The sequence below is a fragment of the Streptomyces sp. VNUA24 genome (genome assembly GCF_029167005.1).
Taxonomy (GTDB): Bacteria; Actinomycetota; Actinomycetes; order Streptomycetales; family Streptomycetaceae; genus Streptomyces; species Streptomyces scabiei.
The window spans coordinates 1,185,156-1,203,798 of record NZ_CP119143.1; the positions used below are offsets into that span (position 1 = coordinate 1,185,156).

11 protein-coding genes and 1 pseudogene are annotated in these 18,643 nt (G+C 69.4%); 7 read left to right on the plus strand and 5 right to left on the minus strand.

The window, feature by feature from the left end; translation table 11 throughout:
- Positions 1-426: 426 nt before the first annotated feature.
- Entirely contained in the window at positions 427-654 is a 228-nt protein-coding gene (locus PYR72_RS04740) for a hypothetical protein (protein ID WP_275454044.1), read from the minus strand.
- Between the two features lie 260 nt (positions 655-914).
- Between PYR72_RS04740 and PYR72_RS04745 the strand changes: the two genes are divergently transcribed.
- On the plus strand, positions 915-2,816 hold the full coding sequence (locus PYR72_RS04745; protein WP_275460328.1) for an RICIN domain-containing protein: 1,902 nt from the start codon (positions 915-917) through the stop codon (positions 2,814-2,816).
- 1,238 nt (positions 2,817-4,054) lie between these two features.
- Here the strand turns inward: PYR72_RS04745 and PYR72_RS04750 are convergent.
- Entirely contained in the window at positions 4,055-5,488 is a 1,434-nt protein-coding gene (locus PYR72_RS04750) for an RICIN domain-containing protein (protein WP_275454045.1), read from the minus strand.
- A 429-nt stretch (positions 5,489-5,917) separates the two neighbouring features.
- Between PYR72_RS04750 and PYR72_RS04755 the strand changes: the two genes are divergently transcribed.
- From PYR72_RS04755 to PYR72_RS04770, 4 genes are all read left to right on the plus strand, one after another.
- A complete protein-coding gene (locus tag PYR72_RS04755) occupies positions 5,918-7,849 on the plus strand; it encodes an alpha-L-fucosidase (protein WP_275454046.1) in 1,932 nt (643 codons plus the stop codon).
- 50 nt (positions 7,850-7,899) lie between these two features.
- Positions 7,900-10,779 (plus strand): RICIN domain-containing protein, encoded by a 2,880-nt coding sequence (locus tag PYR72_RS04760; RefSeq protein ID WP_275454047.1) that lies wholly within the window; start codon positions 7,900-7,902, stop codon positions 10,777-10,779.
- A gap of 256 nt (positions 10,780-11,035) precedes the next feature.
- Positions 11,036-12,931 (plus strand): alpha-L-fucosidase, encoded by a 1,896-nt coding sequence (locus PYR72_RS04765; RefSeq protein WP_275460329.1) that lies wholly within the window; start codon positions 11,036-11,038, stop codon positions 12,929-12,931.
- 412 nt (positions 12,932-13,343) lie between these two features.
- Positions 13,344-13,565: a hypothetical protein gene (locus PYR72_RS04770; protein WP_275460677.1), complete on the plus strand. Its 222-nt coding sequence runs from the start codon at positions 13,344-13,346 to the stop codon at positions 13,563-13,565.
- 47 nt (positions 13,566-13,612) lie between these two features.
- On the opposite strand, the gene PYR72_RS04775 is transcribed toward PYR72_RS04770, so the two are convergent.
- On the minus strand, positions 13,613-13,822 hold the full coding sequence (locus tag PYR72_RS04775) for a hypothetical protein (RefSeq protein ID WP_275460678.1): 210 nt from the start codon (positions 13,820-13,822) through the stop codon (positions 13,613-13,615).
- A gap of 7 nt (positions 13,823-13,829) precedes the next feature.
- Positions 13,830-14,135, minus strand: a pseudogene (locus PYR72_RS04780) (NAD(P)/FAD-dependent oxidoreductase); the annotation flags it as partial.
- A gap of 491 nt (positions 14,136-14,626) precedes the next feature.
- Between PYR72_RS04780 and PYR72_RS04785 the strand changes: the two are divergent.
- Both PYR72_RS04785 and PYR72_RS04790 read left to right on the plus strand, forming a co-directional pair.
- Positions 14,627-15,460 carry an alpha/beta hydrolase gene (locus PYR72_RS04785; protein WP_343245512.1) on the plus strand — a complete coding sequence of 278 codons (834 nt, stop codon included), beginning with the start codon at positions 14,627-14,629 and terminating at the stop codon, positions 15,458-15,460.
- 847 nt (positions 15,461-16,307) lie between these two features.
- Entirely contained in the window at positions 16,308-16,934 is a 627-nt protein-coding gene (locus tag PYR72_RS04790; RefSeq protein ID WP_275454048.1) for a TetR/AcrR family transcriptional regulator, read from the plus strand.
- Positions 16,935-17,258: 324 nt separating this feature from the next.
- On the opposite strand, the gene PYR72_RS04795 is transcribed toward PYR72_RS04790, so the two are convergent.
- Positions 17,259-18,446, minus strand: a complete 1,188-nt coding sequence (locus PYR72_RS04795) for an MFS transporter (RefSeq protein ID WP_275454049.1) — start codon at positions 18,444-18,446, stop codon at positions 17,259-17,261.
- Positions 18,447-18,643 lie beyond the last annotated feature (197 nt).

Consider the following 18,643-nt stretch of genomic DNA (forward strand, 5'->3'; position numbering starts at 1 on the left):
GCGGTCGAGGTCGCCGCCGACGCCCGGGACGCCGGCCATGGCGGCCTGGGGACGGAAGTCCACCGGCAGCCGCCGCCCCGGTGTACGGGTTGGGCCCGTCCTCGGCCTCGGCAGCCATGACGGCCGCGAGAAGTGCTGGATCTCCACGCCGTCGGCCGCGTCGATGGTGTCGGAAGGTCCACACCTGGTCGGTGCGGGCGAGGATACCGCGGTGCACTCGGCCCCTGCCGGCGCAGGATTCGATGCGCGGCCCCGGGTGATTGACGCGCAGCCGGTCGATGACTGTGTACAGGTACATGGCGCCGACGGTGCCGAGGTCCATGGTCCCCGTCCCCGGGGTCCTCGAAGGAGCGTCGGCCGGGGCGGCCCAGAGGACGCCGCCCGCACGAGGGCGAGCCGTCGGCGGCCCCGGTACAGGCCGCGCAGTCAGCCGTGGTTTTCGAGGTGGAGGACGTAGCCGGACGCGGAGCCGGACAGGACCCACAGCCGCTGTTCCAGCTGTTGACGGATGCTGGACACGGCCCCCTTCCCAGGGAACGCGTGGCGTCGGCGTGAGCGGACGCATCCGGTGGCGGCGCTCTCACCGGGCGCGACCCCGTCGTTGCCGCACGGCGCCGCGATGACCTGCTGGGCGGCCGGCTCCGCCGGCCCCACGTCGACAGCGTTACCGCTGAGATCCCGGCGACAAGCACAACACGGGCGAAACGGGCGCTATACATGTGATGTCTGGTGCTAAATATGAAGGCATTTACCAGAAGAAAGTATCTCAACTCCCAACTTAATCAAGCCGATTCATCCCTGCACGAGGGTTGACCTGTCTGACACACGGATGAGATTCATAGGTCACATCAGCCCCTCCCCCTTCGAAGCTCCGGGAGTGAAACGTGTCTGGAAGTCTGTCCCGCCGCCGGCTCATGGGTGTCACGGGCGCCGCACTGGCCGCCTCCGCCCTGCCCGTCGTCCCGGGTCTCGATTCACTGAGCCGCGCTGCCGCTGCCACCCCACAGGAGAAGCTGAGCAAGCTGGCCGATCTGCGCTTCGGCATGTTCAACCACTTCAGCCTCGGTACCTTCACCGACGAGGAGTGGGCGGCCCCCCACCAGGACCCGGCCCTGTTCGCCCCGACCGCCGTGGACTGCGCCCAGTGGGCCGCCGCCGCCGCCGCGGCGAAGATGAGCTACGGCGTCCTGACCACCAAGCACCACGACGGCTTCGCCCTGTGGCCCACCGCCTACGGCGACCAGAACGTCACCCAGAGCGGCTACCAGCACGACATCGTCGACCAGTACGTCAAGGCCTTCCGCGCCAAGGGACTCAAGGTCGGCTTCTACTTCTCCATCTGGGACCGCACCCACAGTGTCGAGGCCTACGACACCCGCCACGGCGTCGGCAGCGCCGAAGCCGTCCAGCCCTCCGACCTCACCCACATGCTCGGCCAGATCACCGAACTCCTCACCAACTACGGCACCATCGACATGTTCGTCACCGACGGCTACGCCTGGCAGATGGGGCAGCAGGCCGTCTCCTACCAACGCATCCGCGAACACGTACTGTCCCTGCAACCCGACACCGTCATCGTCGACCACGGAGCGCTGTCGGTCCCCTTCCTCGGCGACGCGATCTACTTCGAGGAGCCGCTGGGGATCACCTCGCCGACCGGGAACACCTACGCCTCGCTGCAGGGGCAGACGATCAGCAACGGCTGGTTCTGGCACCCCAGCACACCCACGACCGACCCCATGAGCAGGGCCTCGATCCTCTCTCACCTCGCCGACCTGGAACCCAAGTACACCTCCTTCATCCTCAACTGCCCGCCGAACCGCGACGGCCGCCTCGACACCAACATCGTCAACCGCCTCGCCGAGGTCGGCGCCGCCTGGAACCCCGACACCTCCAGAGCCCCGCTGCCCGCGCAACCCCTGCGCGTCGAACACCCTGTCAACGCCGTCAACGCCTACGCCACCGGCTTCCACACCGGCGAGGGCCCTTTCAACGCCATCGACGGACTCAGCGACAGGGGCTTCGAGACCTGCTGGTCGACCTGGAGCCTGGCCCTGCCCCAGACCATCACCATCGACCTCGGCGGGGTCTGGAGCGGTGTCTCGTGTCTGGAGTACCTGCCCAAGCAGTGGAACCGCAACAACTCCACCGACGGCGACATCACCTCCTGCACCATCTCCACCAGCACCGACGGCACCACCTTCACCCAGGTCGCCACCCCCACCTGGACCGGCGACCGCACCCTGAAGTTCGCCGAGTGGTCCGCCCGCGACGTCGGATACCTCCGTATCAAGGTCGACGCCGCCACCGGCGACTACGCCAACATCGGAGGCCTGAGAATCGGCGGTCGTACGACCACTCCCGCGCTGCGGTCCCGCGTGCTGCCCGGCGACAGCACCGTCTACCGCCTCACCGCCCGTCACAGCGGGAAGGTCGCCGACGTCTCCGGCGCCGGCACCGCCAACAACACCGCCGTCCTGCAATGGTCTTGGAAGAACACCGCCAACCAGAAGTGGACCTTCATCAGTACGGGCGACGGCTACTACAAGATCCGCGGCGTCGGCAGCGGCAAGCTCCTGGAGATCGGCGGCCTCTCCCGCGCCGAGGCCGCCACCGCCGACATCTGGACCGACGCCGACGCGCCCCAGCAACACTGGGCCATCACCCCCACCGGTGACGGCTACTACCTCCTCACCAACCGCTTCAGCGGACTCACCCTCGACATCACGGACGGCTCCACCACCGACGGAGCCAAGCTCGACCAGCGCACCTACACCGGCGCCACACGCCAGCAGTGGCAGATCGCCGCCCTCTGACCCGGCCCGTACATCCAGGCCTTCGGCCGCATGCGCCGCCGACCCCGTCTTGGACCCCGCACGAGTGTTGGCGCGGCCGTGCCGCGCTACCGCTCCTGCGGGGGAACCGGTACGCAGGCGGACCACCGGAGGCGGATCGGCCCGGAAGCGAGGCGTGACGGGCGCGGGCAGGCCGTACACCTCCCACAGCCGACGCCGGACACGGTCGACCGGATACCGGTCGGTGTGGACGGAGACGGCGTCCCTGAAGCCCCACGCCTTCCAGAACAGTGCGCAGCAGCACGTTCTCCGGTGCCGGATCCCCGGCACCCCGAGCGGCGAACAGCGGGCGGGTCGCGGGGCGGATCACCAGGGAGAGGGTCATGCGCTGGGCATCCGCGGTGGTCGCCTCGGTGCGCAGGACCCCGCCGCCGATCGCGGCGAGACGCTCGTCCGTGCTGTCTGAGCCGTCGACCAGAGCCGCCACGCCGTCCAGGTAACGGTAGGGGAGTTCGTCGACCGGATTCCGCTTGTCCGGGAAGTGGTGGTTCAGCAGACCATGTGAGACTCCGGCACGCTCGGTGACGTCGGAGACCGTCGTCTCAGGGGCCCTTTCTCCGGGAAGACCTCCAACGCGGCAGCAAGAATACGCTCTCGGCTGCTCCCCCGGTTCCCCGTCGGCCCGCGCCGACCGTGGTGACACTGCGGTTACCGTAACTCCACCATGAGCAGGGCCGGTTGTTCGTCGACACCGTGGCGTTACGCAGTTCGCAGACAGGTGGTAGGTCTGCGAACTGCGCAGGTTCCAGCCGGCGGCGCGGTCGCTGTCGGCACCGGTGAGTTCGCCGGCCGGCGCCCTGCCGCGAACACCGACCAGGCCGCCGGAGACCACGGGCGGGTCAGGGCGCCTGTGCCGTTGGGCAGCACCAGGTGGTGGTGCTTGAAGACCGCCTCCTCCTGCGTGGACGCGCCGTACAGCGCGGCACCGTACTCGCCGTGGCCGGTGAGGAAACCGTCCGTCCAGGCGGAGGCAGGGCCGCGGCTCCCGCGGTCAGGGCGACAGGCGTGATGAACCGTCTGCGGTCCATGCGAGGGTGTCCCGCTGAGGGCCCCTTACGGATGGCGAACGCCGAGTGGGCGCTCGGCGGGCGTGGGAAGGCATCGCCGTGATGTCGCGCCGGCCTGCGAACTCGACTGCCGGACACTGCTGTTGGGCTTCCGGAGGCGCCCGGACCCTCCAGTGGCGGCAGACGGGCCCGTCAGGAAGCGTCGTGCCGGAACTGCTGATTCGCGCCGGAGCCGCAGGGCCACTGGACCAGTTCGGCACCGTCGGCGGTGGAGGCGCCGACCACGTCCAGACACTTGCCGCTGCGTCGCGAGACGAGCTGGACGTAGCCGTCCGACGTGTCCTTGACCTGCCACTGCTGGTTGGCTCCACCGCCGCAGGGCCACTGGACGACGGGATTGCCGTCGGCCGTGGAGTTGTCGGCCACGTCCAGGCATTTCCCGCTGTGCCGGGCGACGAGCTGTACGTATCCGCCACCCGCGGCCTTGAACCAGAAGGCCTGGTTCAGGCCGCCGTTGCAGGTGTACTGGGCGATGTGAAGACCGTCGGTGACCGACTTCCCGGGCACGTCGACGCACTTGCCGCTGTGGCGCGCGGTCAGTGGGCCCCAGGGGCCGCCGACACCCTCGACCTTCCCGGCCTCGGTGTCGACGCTGATCTGCGGGTACCAGTCCATCGTCATGCTGGTGTCGGTGGGGAAGCGCAGCGGCAGCCAGACGTACTGCGAGGCGTTGACGTTCTGTCCGAAGGAGTTGCCCCAGCGGTCGCCCATGTAGAGGTACGAGGTGGCCGAAGTGCCCTGGACCGGCAGGACGTAGGCGGTCTGGGAGCCGTAGGTGGTGGGGTCTCCGACGTCGTGCAGGGCGCTCCAGGTTCCGGTGACGCTGGTGGCGGTGCCGTACTTCTGCTGGTTCGGGCTCCAGCCGGTCGCGCCGGAGGTGAGCAGGAAGTACACGCCGTTGCGCTTGAACATCGCCGGCGCCTCGCGGTAGGAGCCCTGCCAGAGGTTCCGGACCATGCTGTCGATGCCGAGGTAGTCGGCGGTGAGACGGTAGACATGCAGGTCGGCGTTGTTGTTCGACGCCGAGATCATGTAGCCGGTGCCGTCGTCGTCCTTGAACAGGGTGATGTCACGGGACATCTGGTCCAGCGGCCGGAAGCTGCCCTTCCAGGTGTAGTCCCCGTCGACGGTGTCGGAGACCGCGACCGCGGCACGGGCCTCGTTGTAGTCCTTGCCGTTCTCCTTGTGCATCCACATCACGAACTTGCCCGTGGTGCTGTTGTAGATCACCTTCGGGCGCTCGATGTTGGCGAGGGCCAGCTCGGGGTCACTGCCCTGGGTGAGGACGTCGTGCCGGAACTCCCAGGTCTTGAGGTCGGTGGAGCGGTAGGCGGAGACCGACTTGAAGGTGTTGTCGGCGTTGCGGTTCTCGCCGAACCAGTAGTAGTAGGTACCGACTTTGATCACTCCGCCGCCATGCGCGTGGACGACGGCTCCGGTGGTGTCCGTGAACTGGGTCGCGTTGGTCACGGTGGCGGGGGCGGCCTGGGCGGGGGATCCGGTGAGCGCCAGTGCGAGCACGGCCAGGACGGCGGCGAGCAGGCAGGCGAGGGTGCGTCGAAGCATGTGGGTTCCTTCGATGACGCGGTTCGCTAATTGTTTGAATATGTGCGGCTCCGTGCGTGACGTTAAGCACTTACCGTGTCCGCGTCAATGGTTACGACGGGTAACAGGCGCCATCGAGCCGAGATGCCCGAACCAGCCCCGCGTCGGCTTCACCCCCTCCGCTCCACTCCGCCATACATCCCATGTCAATCATGGCAAGGCCACATCGATCCGCGCCCAACAGGGGCATTATCAACAGAACTTCGCCTTCCCTCTGGACAACGACCCGATCTATGACGCTTAATCCATCCCGTGTCGTCACCGTGTCCGACGCGCCGTGTGCGGCCCCGCTCGTGTTGCTCCGCGGTGACGACCCGTCCTGTTCCCCGTTTGCAGACTCGGCCCGGACCTCCGCCCCCCACTGCCTACGGGCAGTCAGGAGAGAGAACCTTGACAGAATCCATCAGCCGCCGACGCGTGCTCACCGGCATGGCGGCCATGACAGTCGCAGGCGCCACCGCTCCCCTTCTCGCGACCCCGTCGTACGCTGCGACCCAGCCCCTCCCGATCCCCCCGCTGCGAATCCCCAAGGTGGACAAGGACATCGAGCAGCAGCCTGACGACAGGATCCAGTGGCTACGGGACGCCAAGCTGGGCATGTTCATCCACTGGGGCGTCTACTCCGGCCCCGCCAAGGGCGAGTGGTACATGGAGAACGCCGCCGTCACGCCGGAGAACTACCGCAAGTACGTCACCGAAGCCACCGGCGAACAGTTCACGGCGAGCGCCTACGACCCGGCCTCCTGGGCCGAGTTGGCCAAGGACATGGGCGCGAAGTACACCGTCCTGACGGCCCGTCACCACGACGGCTTCGCGCTGTGGCCGTCCAGCCATGCCAACGCCTGGACCGCCGGACAGGCGCCCCTGAAGAAGGACTTCATCGCCCAGTACGTCAGCGCCGTCCGTGACGCCGGACTCCGGGTGGGTCTCTACTACTCGCCGCTGAGCTGGCGTTATCCCGGCTACTACGACGTCACGGGCACCAACTGCCTGTCCAACACATGGGGTTACACAACCGATCCGGCGCACAAGGAGAACGCGCGGATCATGAAGAACGAGGTGTACCAGCAGGTCAGGGAACTCGTCACGCAGTACGGGAAGATCGACGACCTGTGGTGGGACGGTGGCTGGCTGGGCCAGCAGGGAAGCGACGCGGACGCCGCGTTCTTCTGGGAGCCGGGCAGGTTCCGTGACCCGTCCAACCAGTGGCCGGTGGACGCAGCCCACAGCGAGAACGACTCCGCCACCGGGCGCCCCCTCGGTCTGACCGGCCTGGTGCGCAAGCACCAGCCGGACATCGTGACCACCCTGCGCGCGGGCTGGATCGGCGACTTCACCAGCGAGGAGGGCCCCTCCGTGCCCTCCGGCGCGATCCGCGCCGGAGGGCTCGCGGAGAAGTGCTTCACCGTCGGCGGCGCCTGGGGATACAAGGCAGGCAGCGGCGTGATGAGCTACGGCACGCTGATGAACCTCCTGGTCAACTCCTGGGTGCGGAACATGACCTGCCTGGTCAACGTCGGCCCGGACCGCACCGGCGTGGTCCCGTCCGACCAGGCGAGCCTTGTGCGCCGCGTCGGCACCTTTCTCGGCGCCTACGGCCAGTCGGTGTACGGCACCCGTGGCGGCCCCTGGAACCCGCTCGACGGCAAGTACGGCTTCACGTACAAGGACAACACCTTCTACGTCCATCTGCTGCCGGGTTACAGCGGCACCTCGTTCACCACTCCTTCGATCGGCGACGCCCAGGTCAGCCGGGTCTTCGACGTCGCCACCGGCAACGACCTGGCGTACACCACCGGCGCGGACGGCAAGGTGACGGTCACCGGCATCGACCGCGTCGGCAGCCCGGAGGACAGCGTCTTCGGGGTCGAGCTGGACCGGCTCGTACAACCGGTCGACATCGCGGCCGGCCGCACGGTCACCGCGAGCAGCGAGGAGACGTCCAAGGGGAACACCGCGGCGAAGGCGGTGGACGGTTCGACCGCCACCCGCTGGTGCGCGAACAACGGCGGCACGGGTCACTGGCTGCGGGTCGACCTGGGCTCCGTCCGGCCCGTGACGGGAGCGCGCATCGCTTGGGAGTTCGACGCGACGAACTACCGCTACCGCGTCGAGGGCTCCGCTGACGGCTCACACTGGACCACCCTGGCCGACCTCACCGCGACCACCGCCACCAGCCAGGTACAGACCTCGTCGTTCACCGCGCAGGCCCGGTACATACGGGTGACGGCGACCGGACTGCCCTCGGGCGTCTGGGCGTCGGTTCGGAGTCTGGAGGTCTACGACCGGCCGTTCACCACGTCACAGACGGCCGGCGCCTGACGCGGCCGACGTGCTCACCCCCCTCCCCGCACGACAAGAAGGACAGAGACATGTCCCCTCGCAGAACCCGCCCACGCAGATCCTGGCGGTCCCTGTTCAGCGTTCTGACCCTGGTCGCGGCCTCGACGCTGGGCGCCGTGACCGTCGGTCAGCTCCCTGCGCACGCCGCGTCCGACACCGTCACGATCGACGGCGCCGAAGCCGGCCGCACCTTCGACGGAGTCGGCGCGATCAGCGGCGGCGGCGGCAACAGCCGGCTGCTGATCGACTACCCGGAGCCCTTCCGCGGCCAGATCCTCGACTACCTGTTCAAGCCCGGATACGGCGCCTCGCTGCAGATCCTCAAGGTCGAGATAGGCGGGGACACCAACTCCACCTCCGGCTCCGAGTCCAGCCACTCGCACGCCGTCGGCGACCTCGACTGCGACCGCGGTTACGAGTGGTGGCTGATGGAGCAGGCCAAGGCCCGCAACCCGAAGATCAAGCTGGCGGCGCTGGCCTGGGGCGCACCGGGCCACCTGGGCAGCTTCACCTCCACCGCCACCGTCGACTACCTGACGGACTGGCTGGGTTGCGCGTCCCGGCACCATCTGACCATCGACTACCTCGGCGGCAGCCAGAACGAGAAGGCCTACGACAAGACCTTCTACGGGAACCTGCACGACGCGATCCACGAGGCGGGCTACGCCACGCAGATCGTTGGCAACGACCAGGTCGGCTGGTCGATCGCCGACGACATGCTCAAGGACTCGGCCTTCTCGTCGAGTGTGGACGTCATCGGCGCCCACTACCCCTGCGGCTACCTCAACGCCATGAGCAACTGCCCGAGTTCGTCGAACGCGGTGGCCACCGGCAAGCCGCTCTGGGCCAGCGAGAACGGCTCGCAGGACTACAACGTGGGGGGTGCCCCGACCGTCCGTGCGATCAACCGCGGATACCTCGACGGCAGGATGAGCGGCTACGTCAACTGGCCGATCATCGGGTCGATCCACGACAACGTGCCCTGGCCCACCGCCGGGCTGATCTATGCCAACCAGCCCTGGTCCGGGTACTACGACCCGGGCAAGGCGATGTGGGGGATCGCGCACACCACCCAGGTCACCTCGCCGGGCTGGAAGTACATCGACTCGGCCTCCGGGTACTTCGGCGGCAACCGCGCAAACGGCTCGTACGTCAGCTACCAGTCGGCCGACCACGGCGACTACAGCGTCGTGGCGGAGACCCTGGACGCGACCGCCTCCCGTGATGTCACCTTCACCGTGACCGGCGGGCTGCCGGCCTCGGCGAAGGTGCACGTGTGGGCGAGCGACTTCAACTCCGGTGATCTGTCCGGCTACTGGGTCGAACAGTCCGACATCTCCCCGGGCGGCGGCTCGTTCACAGCCACCCTGAAGCCCGGCTACGCGTACTCGTTCACCACCCTGTCCACCACGGGTAAGGGCACCGCCGCGAGCCCTCCCCGGGCGCCGCTGGCACTGCCGTACGACAACGGCTTCGAGTCCGACACCCCCGGCCACGAACCGCAGTACACGGCCCAGCAGCAGGGCGCCTTCGAGACCGTCTCCTGCCCCGGCGGCCGGTCCGGGCGGTGCGTACGCCAGATGGCCCCTACCGCCCCCATCAAGTGGAACCACACCGGCACGCCCTACACCATCGTGGGCAACCCGAACTGGACCGACTACACCGTGAGCGTCGACGCCTACCTGGCGCAGGCCGGCGCGGTGCAGGTGATCGGCCGGGCGGGCGCCGAACCTTCCGGCGAGACCGCGAAGATGGCCAAGTACTACCTGCAGGTGGACGACAGCGGCGCCTGGTCCCTCGTCAGGAACGACACCGACGGCGCCCTGACCACACTCAGGTCGGGCACCACCGGCGCACTGGGCACCGGCAGTTGGCACAGGCTGGCCGTCTCCTTCGAGGGGTCGACCATCACCGCGAAGATCGACGGCAGCACCGTCGGCAGCGTCACCGACACATCCTTCACCGCGGGTGAGGCCGGGCTGGGCACGGCCGGATACCAGACCCAGGCGTTCGACAACCTGTCGGTCACCCCGATCGGCGACCCGACTCCGGCAGGCGCCTACGCCGTACTCAACAGGAAGAGCGGGAAGGCGCTGACGGTGAACTCCTCCGGGTACACCACCCAGTCCGCCTACGCCTCCTCCGGCGCGCAGCAGTGGGAGCTGACCGGGAGCCGGACCGGCTGGCTCACGCTCACCAACATCGGGTCGGGCAAAGTGCTCGACGTGCCCGACGCCGCCACCGGCCGGGGCGTCCAGCTGGAGCAATGGAGCGCCAACGGCGGCACCCACCAGCAGTGGCAGCTGCGGGCCAACGGTGACGGAACGTACCAGATCCTCGGCCGCAAGTCCGGTCTGGTCGCCGATGTGTCCGGCGGCTCCACCGCCGACGGGGCACCCGTCGTCCAGTGGACCGCCAACGGCGGGGACAACCAGGACTGGAGCCTGGTGCCGGTGCCCGTGGACGGCGCCACCTACGCACTGACCAACCGCACCAGCGGCATGGCCATGGACGTCAGCGGCGGCTCGACGGCAGACGGGGCCAAGGTCATCCAGTGGCCGTACAAGGGCAGGACCTGCACCTGGGTCTGTACGGCCGCGACCAACCAGCAGTGGCGCGTGGAGTCGGTCGGCTCGGGCTACGTGAAACTCGTGAACGTCACCAGCGGAAAGGTCCTGGAGTCTCCGGACAGCAACAGTGGCACCCAGCTCGACCAGGCCACGTACACCGGTGCGACCACGCAGCAGTGGCGCTTCGTGTACGCCTCCGGCGGCTACTTCAGTCTGACGAACCGGGCCACAGGCTATCTGACCGACGTCGGGGACGCCGTCGGCCAGGGGGCCGCCGTCGTCGCCCGGTCCTCCACCGGCGGCAACGGGCAGCAGTGGCGGCTGCGGCCCGTCTCGTAGGGACCGCAGCCGAAGGGCCGTGCTCCCGGGGCGATTCCCCGGGAGCACGGCCCTTCATACATGCGATGTATACCCACTGCGATAGCCCAGATTCCCATGCTTTGACGCTAATAGCCCCTAAACTCAAGGACATTCATCCCTGCATTGGGGTTGACCTGTCTGACACACTGATGAGATTCATAGGTCACATCAGCCCCTCCCCCCTCCGAAACACCGGGAGTGAAACGTGTCCGGAAGTCTGTCCCGCCGCCGGCTCATGGGTGTCACGGGCGCCGCACTGGCCGCCTCCGCCCTGCCCGTCGTCCCCGGCCTGGGATCCCTGGCCCAGGCGGCCACCGCCACCCCGCAGGAGAAGCTGAGCAAGCTGGTCGACCTGCGCTTCGGCATGTTCAACCACTTCAGCCTCGGCACCTTCACCGACGAGGAGTGGGCGGCCCCCCACCAGGACCCGGCCCTGTTCGCCCCGACCGCCGTGGACTGCGCCCAGTGGGCCGCCGCCGCCGCCGCGGCGAAGATGAGCTACGGCGTCCTGACCACCAAGCACCACGACGGCTTCTCCCTGTGGCCCACCGCCCACAGCGACCAGAGCGTCGCCCGCAGCATGTACCGGCACGACATCGTCGACCAGTACGTCAAGGCCTTCCGCGCCAAGGGACTCAAGGTCGGCCTCTACTTCTCCGTCTGGGACCGCACCCACACCGTCGAGGCCTACGACACCCGCCACGGCGTCGGCAGCAAGGAAGCCGTCCAGCCCGCAGACCTCACCTTCATCCTCGGCCAGATCACCGAACTCCTCACCGACTACGGCAAGATCGACATATTCATGACGGACGGATACGCGTGGCAGATGGGCCAGCAGGCCGTCTCCTACCAACGCATCCGCACCCTGGTGCAGTCACTCCAGCCGAACTGCGTCATGGTCGACATCGGCGGCCTGTCGGTGCCTTTCCTCAGTGACGCGATCTTCTTCGAGGAGCCGCTGGGTATCAGCGCGCCTGCCGGGAACACCTTCGCCGGGATGCAGGGGCAGACGATCAGCGACGGCTGGTTCTGGCACCCCTCGACGCCGACCAAGGACCCCATGAGCAAGGCCTCGATCCTCTCCCACCTCGCCGACCTGGAACCCAAGTACACCTCCTTCATCCTCAACTGCCCGCCGAACCGCGACGGCCGCCTCGACACCAACATCGTCAACCGCCTCGCCGAGGTCGGCGCCGCCTGGAACCCCGACACCTCCAGAGCCCCCCTGCCCGCGCAGCCCCTGCGCGCCGAACATCCCGTCACCCCCGTCAACGCCTACGCCACCGGCTTCCACACCGGCGAAGGTCCCCTCAACGCCATCGACGGACTCAGCGACAAGGGCTTCGAGACCTGCTGGTCGACCTGGAGCCTGGCCCTGCCCCAGACCATCACCATCGACCTCGGCGGCGTCTGGAACAACATCACCACCCTCGAGTACCTGCCCAAGCAGTGGAACCGCAACAACTCCACCGACGGCGACATCACCTCCTGCACCATCTCCACCAGCACCGACGGCACCACCTTCACCCAGGTCGCCACCCCCACCTGGACCGGCGACCGCAACCTCAAGACCGTCGAATGGTCCGCCCGTGACGTCGGATACCTCCGCATCAAGGTCAACGCCGCCACCGGCGACTACGCCAACATCGGCAACCTCCGCGTCGGCGGACGCACCACCATGCCCAAGCTCCAGCGCTCCGCCTTCCCCGCCGACTACACCATCTATCGCATCACCGCCCGCCACAGCGGCAAGACCCTCACCATCGCCGGCGCCGCCAACGGCAGCCCGCTCACACAGACCACCTGGGACAAGGAGAGGACCCAGAAGTGGACCCTGATCCCCACAGGTGACGGCTACTTCAAGATCCGCAACGCCGCGACCCGCACACTTCTCGAAACTGCGGGTCTCTCCCGCGCCGACGGCGGTCCCACCGACATATGGACCGACGCCGACGTGCCCCAGCAGCACTGGGCCGTCACACCCACCGGCGACGGCCATTACCTGCTCACCAACCGCTTCAGCGGACTCGCCCTCAACGTCGACGCGGCTTCCACCGACGACGACGCCACCGTCAACCAGTGGGGCTACCAGGCCGCTCCACAGCAGCAATGGAAGATCACCAAGCTCTGAGCGGACCGGTACGCCGTCCGGTGGTGGGAGCCTCCGCCGGACCGTGTACGCGACACGATGAGCGGCCATGGAAGTGACAAGGCCGGAGGCTGCCGGGTGCGCACGCCGGGCGCGAGCGGGACAGGTACACCATCGGTCACCCGGACCGACCGCGCCCATGGTGCGAGTTCCCACCGCCACCTGCGGCCCTCACTGGCGGGCGGGGGACTGGACGGGACCGTGTTGGGCTCCGCTGCGCTGCGCGTCTCCTACCGCCCGGGCAGCGCCGCCATCCGGCGTGCGGTCGCACCCACCGGCGATCCGCATCCGGGCCTGCGGGTGGGGCGGCGCACCATCTGACCGCCTGGGGAAGCTCGGCCTCGCGCTGCCGGCGCCGACACCCTGCAGGACCCCGCCTCCCGTCGACACGGGCGTGCGCTTCCAGAACCTGTCCGGGGCCACGGTGGTCTGGACGGCCCGGCCGGAGGAGGCCGGTCTCGCGCTGCGGGCCGGGCTGCCCGACCCGGCCCTCGATCCGCCGGTCGCGGTCTTCCTCGCCGAGGAGGCGTTCGTCAGTGTCGTCACACTCACCCGGCTCAGCGGGGGGCGACTTCGCCCCGAGAAGCGTCGGGTTCGCCTGCCCCGCACCGGGTGACACGCGGCCGTTCACCGACGTCTTTCCGCTGTCCGGTGCGGTTCGCCTCAGCGGAGAACCGTCTGGTGCTCCCCGCGGTGCGGATCCGCCGGCCGATGCCGGGCCGCGGCCGGGTCGCCTACGCCTCGGCGATGGAACTCCTGGAGCAGGAGACCACGGCCCGCCACGATGAGCAGGAACTGCTGGAAGTGCTGGAGGTCTCGATCGCGCAGAGCCTCCCCGCTGTGCCGTCCTTCGTCGAGCAGGTGCGTAGGCACGCTCGACGTTCTTCGTCACGTCGCGGACTTCCCTGCCGAACCCCATACGGCCCCTCAGTCCGTACGCCTCGGCGAACGACGTCAGGTAGGACAGGACCTGCCGATGTGGCGGGTGGTCCGCGAAGTGGTCCGGCATGGGGTGACCGCCGAAACCGGTGAGCGCCCTGCCGGAGATGGAGCGGGCCGGCTCGCACATCGGGCCGCCGGGATCGTATGCCCCAGAGCCCGCCGGGGCCGGTGTGCCGTTCGATGCGCGTGTACGGCAGATCCGCTCGGCCAGCGCCCTGGTTACCGCGAGCCCCGCTCCTATCACACACGTTCGTACGGGATCTCGCTCACCAGCCCGCCTCCTTGCAGCGATGTCCCGGGTGTTGCACGGAACCTCCGCAGGTCCGGACCGACGGGAACCGACCCACGCGGCCACGGAGGGGACCCCAACGACCGGCGGTGTGCCCTGCCCGCTCCTGTCCGGCACTCCCCTGTCCGGCACCCCTGTCGAGACGGACGACTGCGGTGAAGAAGGAGAGATCCGGGTCAGGTTCCGGTGGCCGGCGCGGAGGACGGGGATCGATGATCTAGGCTCCGATCGACACCGGGACGGCGAGAACGGGACAGCCGAAGCAGGGCGAGCAAGTCAGCCGCGACCATCGCGATGGAGGCGATGGACGCACCACGCCGGGTCGGATCGCCGGGGATTCCCACGCGAAGGGCGAGCGCCGGCGTGCGGCGGACCTGCGTCCTCGGCCGCGCGTCCCCGGTCCGTCACCGAAGAACGACCGATTGATCCACAGGAAGGATTCACTCGTGACCGAGCTGAGCATCTCCACCGCTGCGGGCACGTTCGACGCCCTCGTGGCCGGGCCGCCCGAGGGCCGCCCGGTCCTGCTGCTGCACGGTTTCCCGCAGACGGGACGTGCGTGGGAGCGGCAGATCGAGGCCCTTGCCGCACAGGGCCACCGCGTCGTCGCACCGGACCAGCGCGGCTACTCCCCCGGTGTGCGCCCCGAGCGGCCCGAGGACTACCGGCTCGACATTCTGGCCGACGACGTCGTCGCGATCACGGAGGAACTGGGCTGGGCGGCGTTCGACCTCGTCGGCCATGACTGGGGAGGCGCGGTCGCGTGGTGGGTCGCCGGTGCCCACCCCGGCCGCGTGCGTACTTTGACCGTCGTCTCGACACCGCACCCCGGCGCCCTGGCCGAGGCCCTGGGCACCGACGAGGACCAGCGCAAGCGTTCCCAGTACATGATCGACTGGCGCGAGACACCGGCGACCGAGAACCGCATGCTCGCCGACGACGCCGCGGAGCTGCGCGCCGCCTACGCGGGCAGGATCCCCCAGGCAAGTGCCGACGCCCACGCCCGGCACCTGTCCCGGCCGGGTGCCCTCACCGCGGCACTGAACTGGTACCGGGCCGGCCGCTCCGACGGCGAGGTCGGCGTCATCAGCGTCCCCACGCTCTACGTCTGGAGCACGGACGACGCCGTGTTCGGCCCGGTGGCGGCGCGGAACACCGGCCGGTGGGTCGGCGGGCCGTACCGCTTCGAGACCCTTGAGGGCGTCAGCCACTGGATCCCCGAGGAGGCGCCCGAGACGCTGAACAGCCTCCTCCTCGAACATCTGCGGGCGCACGGCTGACAGGGGCGCGTCGCACGCCCTGCCGACCGTTTCCCACGGCGCCCGGTCCGAGAGCCGGACCGGGCGCAGGTGCGGGCTGTACCCAGCAGGCGGTGGGCGTACCACCGCACAACCGCCGAGAGAGACCGGGCAGTCGTCGAGCCCCGCCGGCAAGGGATCCATGGAGGCCGGCGCGACCGGGGCGAGATCCGGGAGGTCTTCGAGCGAGAGAGGAGCGAGTGGGGGCGCTCCACGCCCGAAGGGGCGGCGCCCCGCCAAGTGCTGTCGGGGATCAAGGCCGGAATCCGCATGTCGGAGGTGGTGCCTCCGCCGGATCGGGCCTTGACACACCTCAGCCGGACGCTTCGCGGCATGCAGGCTCCAGAGAGATCGCCATGGGCCTGGAACCGGAACGCCGAGCGCTTGATCCCCTGCAGCATGCCCTGACACGTCCTGGGACACGACCCCCAAGGGCCTCACCGACACGCCCGCCGAACTCACCGAGGCGGCGCGGCTCGATCTGCGCGAGACGTCTCTGCGCGCCAAGGTCGGTGTCTCCGGCGCCGACTCGCGAACGACGCAGGTAGGACAGGACCTGCCGATGTGGCGGGTGGTCCGCGAAGTGGTCCGGCATGGGGTGACCGCCGAAACCGGAGAGCGCCCTGCCGGAGATGGAGCGGGCCGGCTCGCACATCGGGCCGCCGGGATCGTCGATGCCCCAGAGCCCGCCGGGGCCGGTGTGCCGTTCGATGCGCGTGTACGGCAGATCCGCTCGGCCGACGCCCTCCCTCCGGCGCCTCACACCCCACATTTCACCTCAACTTGATCGATCGACTAAATCAGAAGACCAAGTCGCTATAGTGGATGCATGGCTCATGTGTCTGCGGCGGAGCGCCGCCCCCAGCTGATCAACGCGGCCATCGACCTCATGACCAGGGAGGGAGTGGCCGCCGGAAGCACCCGCGCCATCGCCGCCGAGCTGGGCGTGGCCCAGGCGACGGTGCACTACACCTTCGGTACCAAGGAGGATCTGTACCGGGCCGTCATGGAGCAGTTGACCCACGATCTGATCGAGCAGGTGGAAGGCGCCGTACCGGACGGCGCCGGTTTCGAGGAGACGGTGGCCGCGCTGGCCTCGGCGCTCTGGCGGACCCTGCGGGAGCAGCCGACCAGTCATCAACTCCTCACCGAGCTGTCCATGTTCGCACTGCGTACGCCCCGTCTGCGGGAGGCCCTGGAAGGCCACTACCGCGAGGTCATGGGCGTGACGACGAAGCTCGTGGCCGAGGCCGCCGAACGCACCGGGCACCAGCTCGCCCGGTCCGCCGAGACCATCGCACGGCTCTTCCTGGCGGGCTTCGACGGTCTGTCGGTGCAGCATCTCTCGCTGCGCGACGAGGAAGCCGAACTCGACTGCCTCCAAGCGCTGGTGTCGGCGGCCGTGGCCCTGGCCGGAGGCCGCCTGGAGCTGGTGGCACTGCCGGACGGCCCCTGACGGATCTCACCACGGCCCACCGGGACCCTGCGGCCTGCTGTCCATCCGCCCCAGACCACCCGAGCGGCACGGCGAGGCGCACGCAGTCAGCATCGAACGGTTCGCAGGGCTGCGCGGCGCGTCGCCTGACGGCCCACGCACGACACAGCAGGGCCGCCCCGCACCCCACATGGCGGTACGGGGTGGCCCTGGCATACGAGACTTTGGCGTACGCGCTCCGAAAGCCGGGGCGGTCGGACCGCGCGTGACGCGACCCGACCGCCCCGGCCTCGGTCCCTCCGCGGACGGCCCCTCTCCGGGACCGGCCGACATGGACGGCGCCGGTCACCGCACGGGCGAGGCCACCGACCGTCGGTCCTGCGCGGCCTTCGCGCTCGCCACCGTCATCCTCATCAGAGGGATGGAGGCCACCATGGTTCCGCAGGCCAGGACGAGGCTCAGTACGCCGGCTCCGGCGCCGTCGAGGATTCCTCCGACCATCAGCGGTCCGATGCCGGTGCCCAGGGCACCCGCCCCGCTCAGGGAGGCCACCAGGCGTCCGGTCTGATCGATGAGCGCCGCGGCGGCGAGCATCTGCACCAGGACTGCCAGCTGACACGCCTGCCAGAGAACAGCCGCGACGACGAACAACACGGGATCGTGGGTGAAGGTCAGGAGCGCCATCGCGAGAGCCTGGGCCGTGACGAAGCCGGCCATGGACCGCATCCGCCCGAAGTGCCGGGCGGCGATGGGCCCCACGACGGCGCCGGCCAGCCCCACGACGCTGGAGCCGGCGAGGACGGCCGCGACGGCGGAGTGCGACATCCCGGTGTGCTGGCGGCCCAGGACCGAGGCGTACGACCACGCGCCCTGCGTGACCGCCCACAGCAACGCGGTACCGACGAGCAGTACCACCGAGGGCCTGCCCGAGGCCGCCTCGGCCGTGCCGGAGGACTCCGGGCCCGGTGCCGGAGGGCCGTCGGGGAGCCGGCGGACCAGGGGCCAGGCGAGCAGGCAGCACAGTGCCATGAGCAGGAACCCGGCACCCTCCGCCAGGTCGTTGTTGGCCACCGGAACACCCATGATCAGCAGAGCGGTCGCAGCGACCACGCCGCAGACGGTGACCGCGGACGCCTTGTCGGCGTCGTCGGTGGCGGCGAGTGCCGCGGTGGCCGCCGCGTAGACCGCGCCGAGCCCCGCGCCGAGGACCAGGTTGGCCAGGATCAGGGTCACCGGGTCGGTGGCCAACGCCGCCCACAGGAAGCCCGCTCCCGACAGCGCCAGGCCCAGACGGGTCATTCGTACGCGCCCGGGGCGGGCGGCCCGCCGGGCCAGCAGCAGGGTGACGACCGCGGTGGCCATGAGCTGGGTCGCCGCAACAAGCCCGGCGCCGGAGTCCGACAGTGTGAAGCGCGAGGCGAAGTCGTCGACGAAGACGGGCATCACGTTCGCTCCGCCGTTGCCCAGGGTCACTCCGGTGACGAGGGCCACCGCGACGCCGAAGGTCAGGACGGTTCCGCCGCGGGCGCTCACCGGGCGCTCGCCTGCGAGGAGCGGGCGACGGCCGGGAATCCTCGGCGTGGTGCCGAACGTGCAACAGGCATGGGAACCTCACGAGTTCGAGAAGGAGCGGGACATGTGGCGGGAAAGGGGGGCCACGGACGTGCCGCACGTCCGTGGCCCCTGCGGCGGCGAGGCGGGCGCGAGGACCGTGGCCGTCGCGCCCGGGG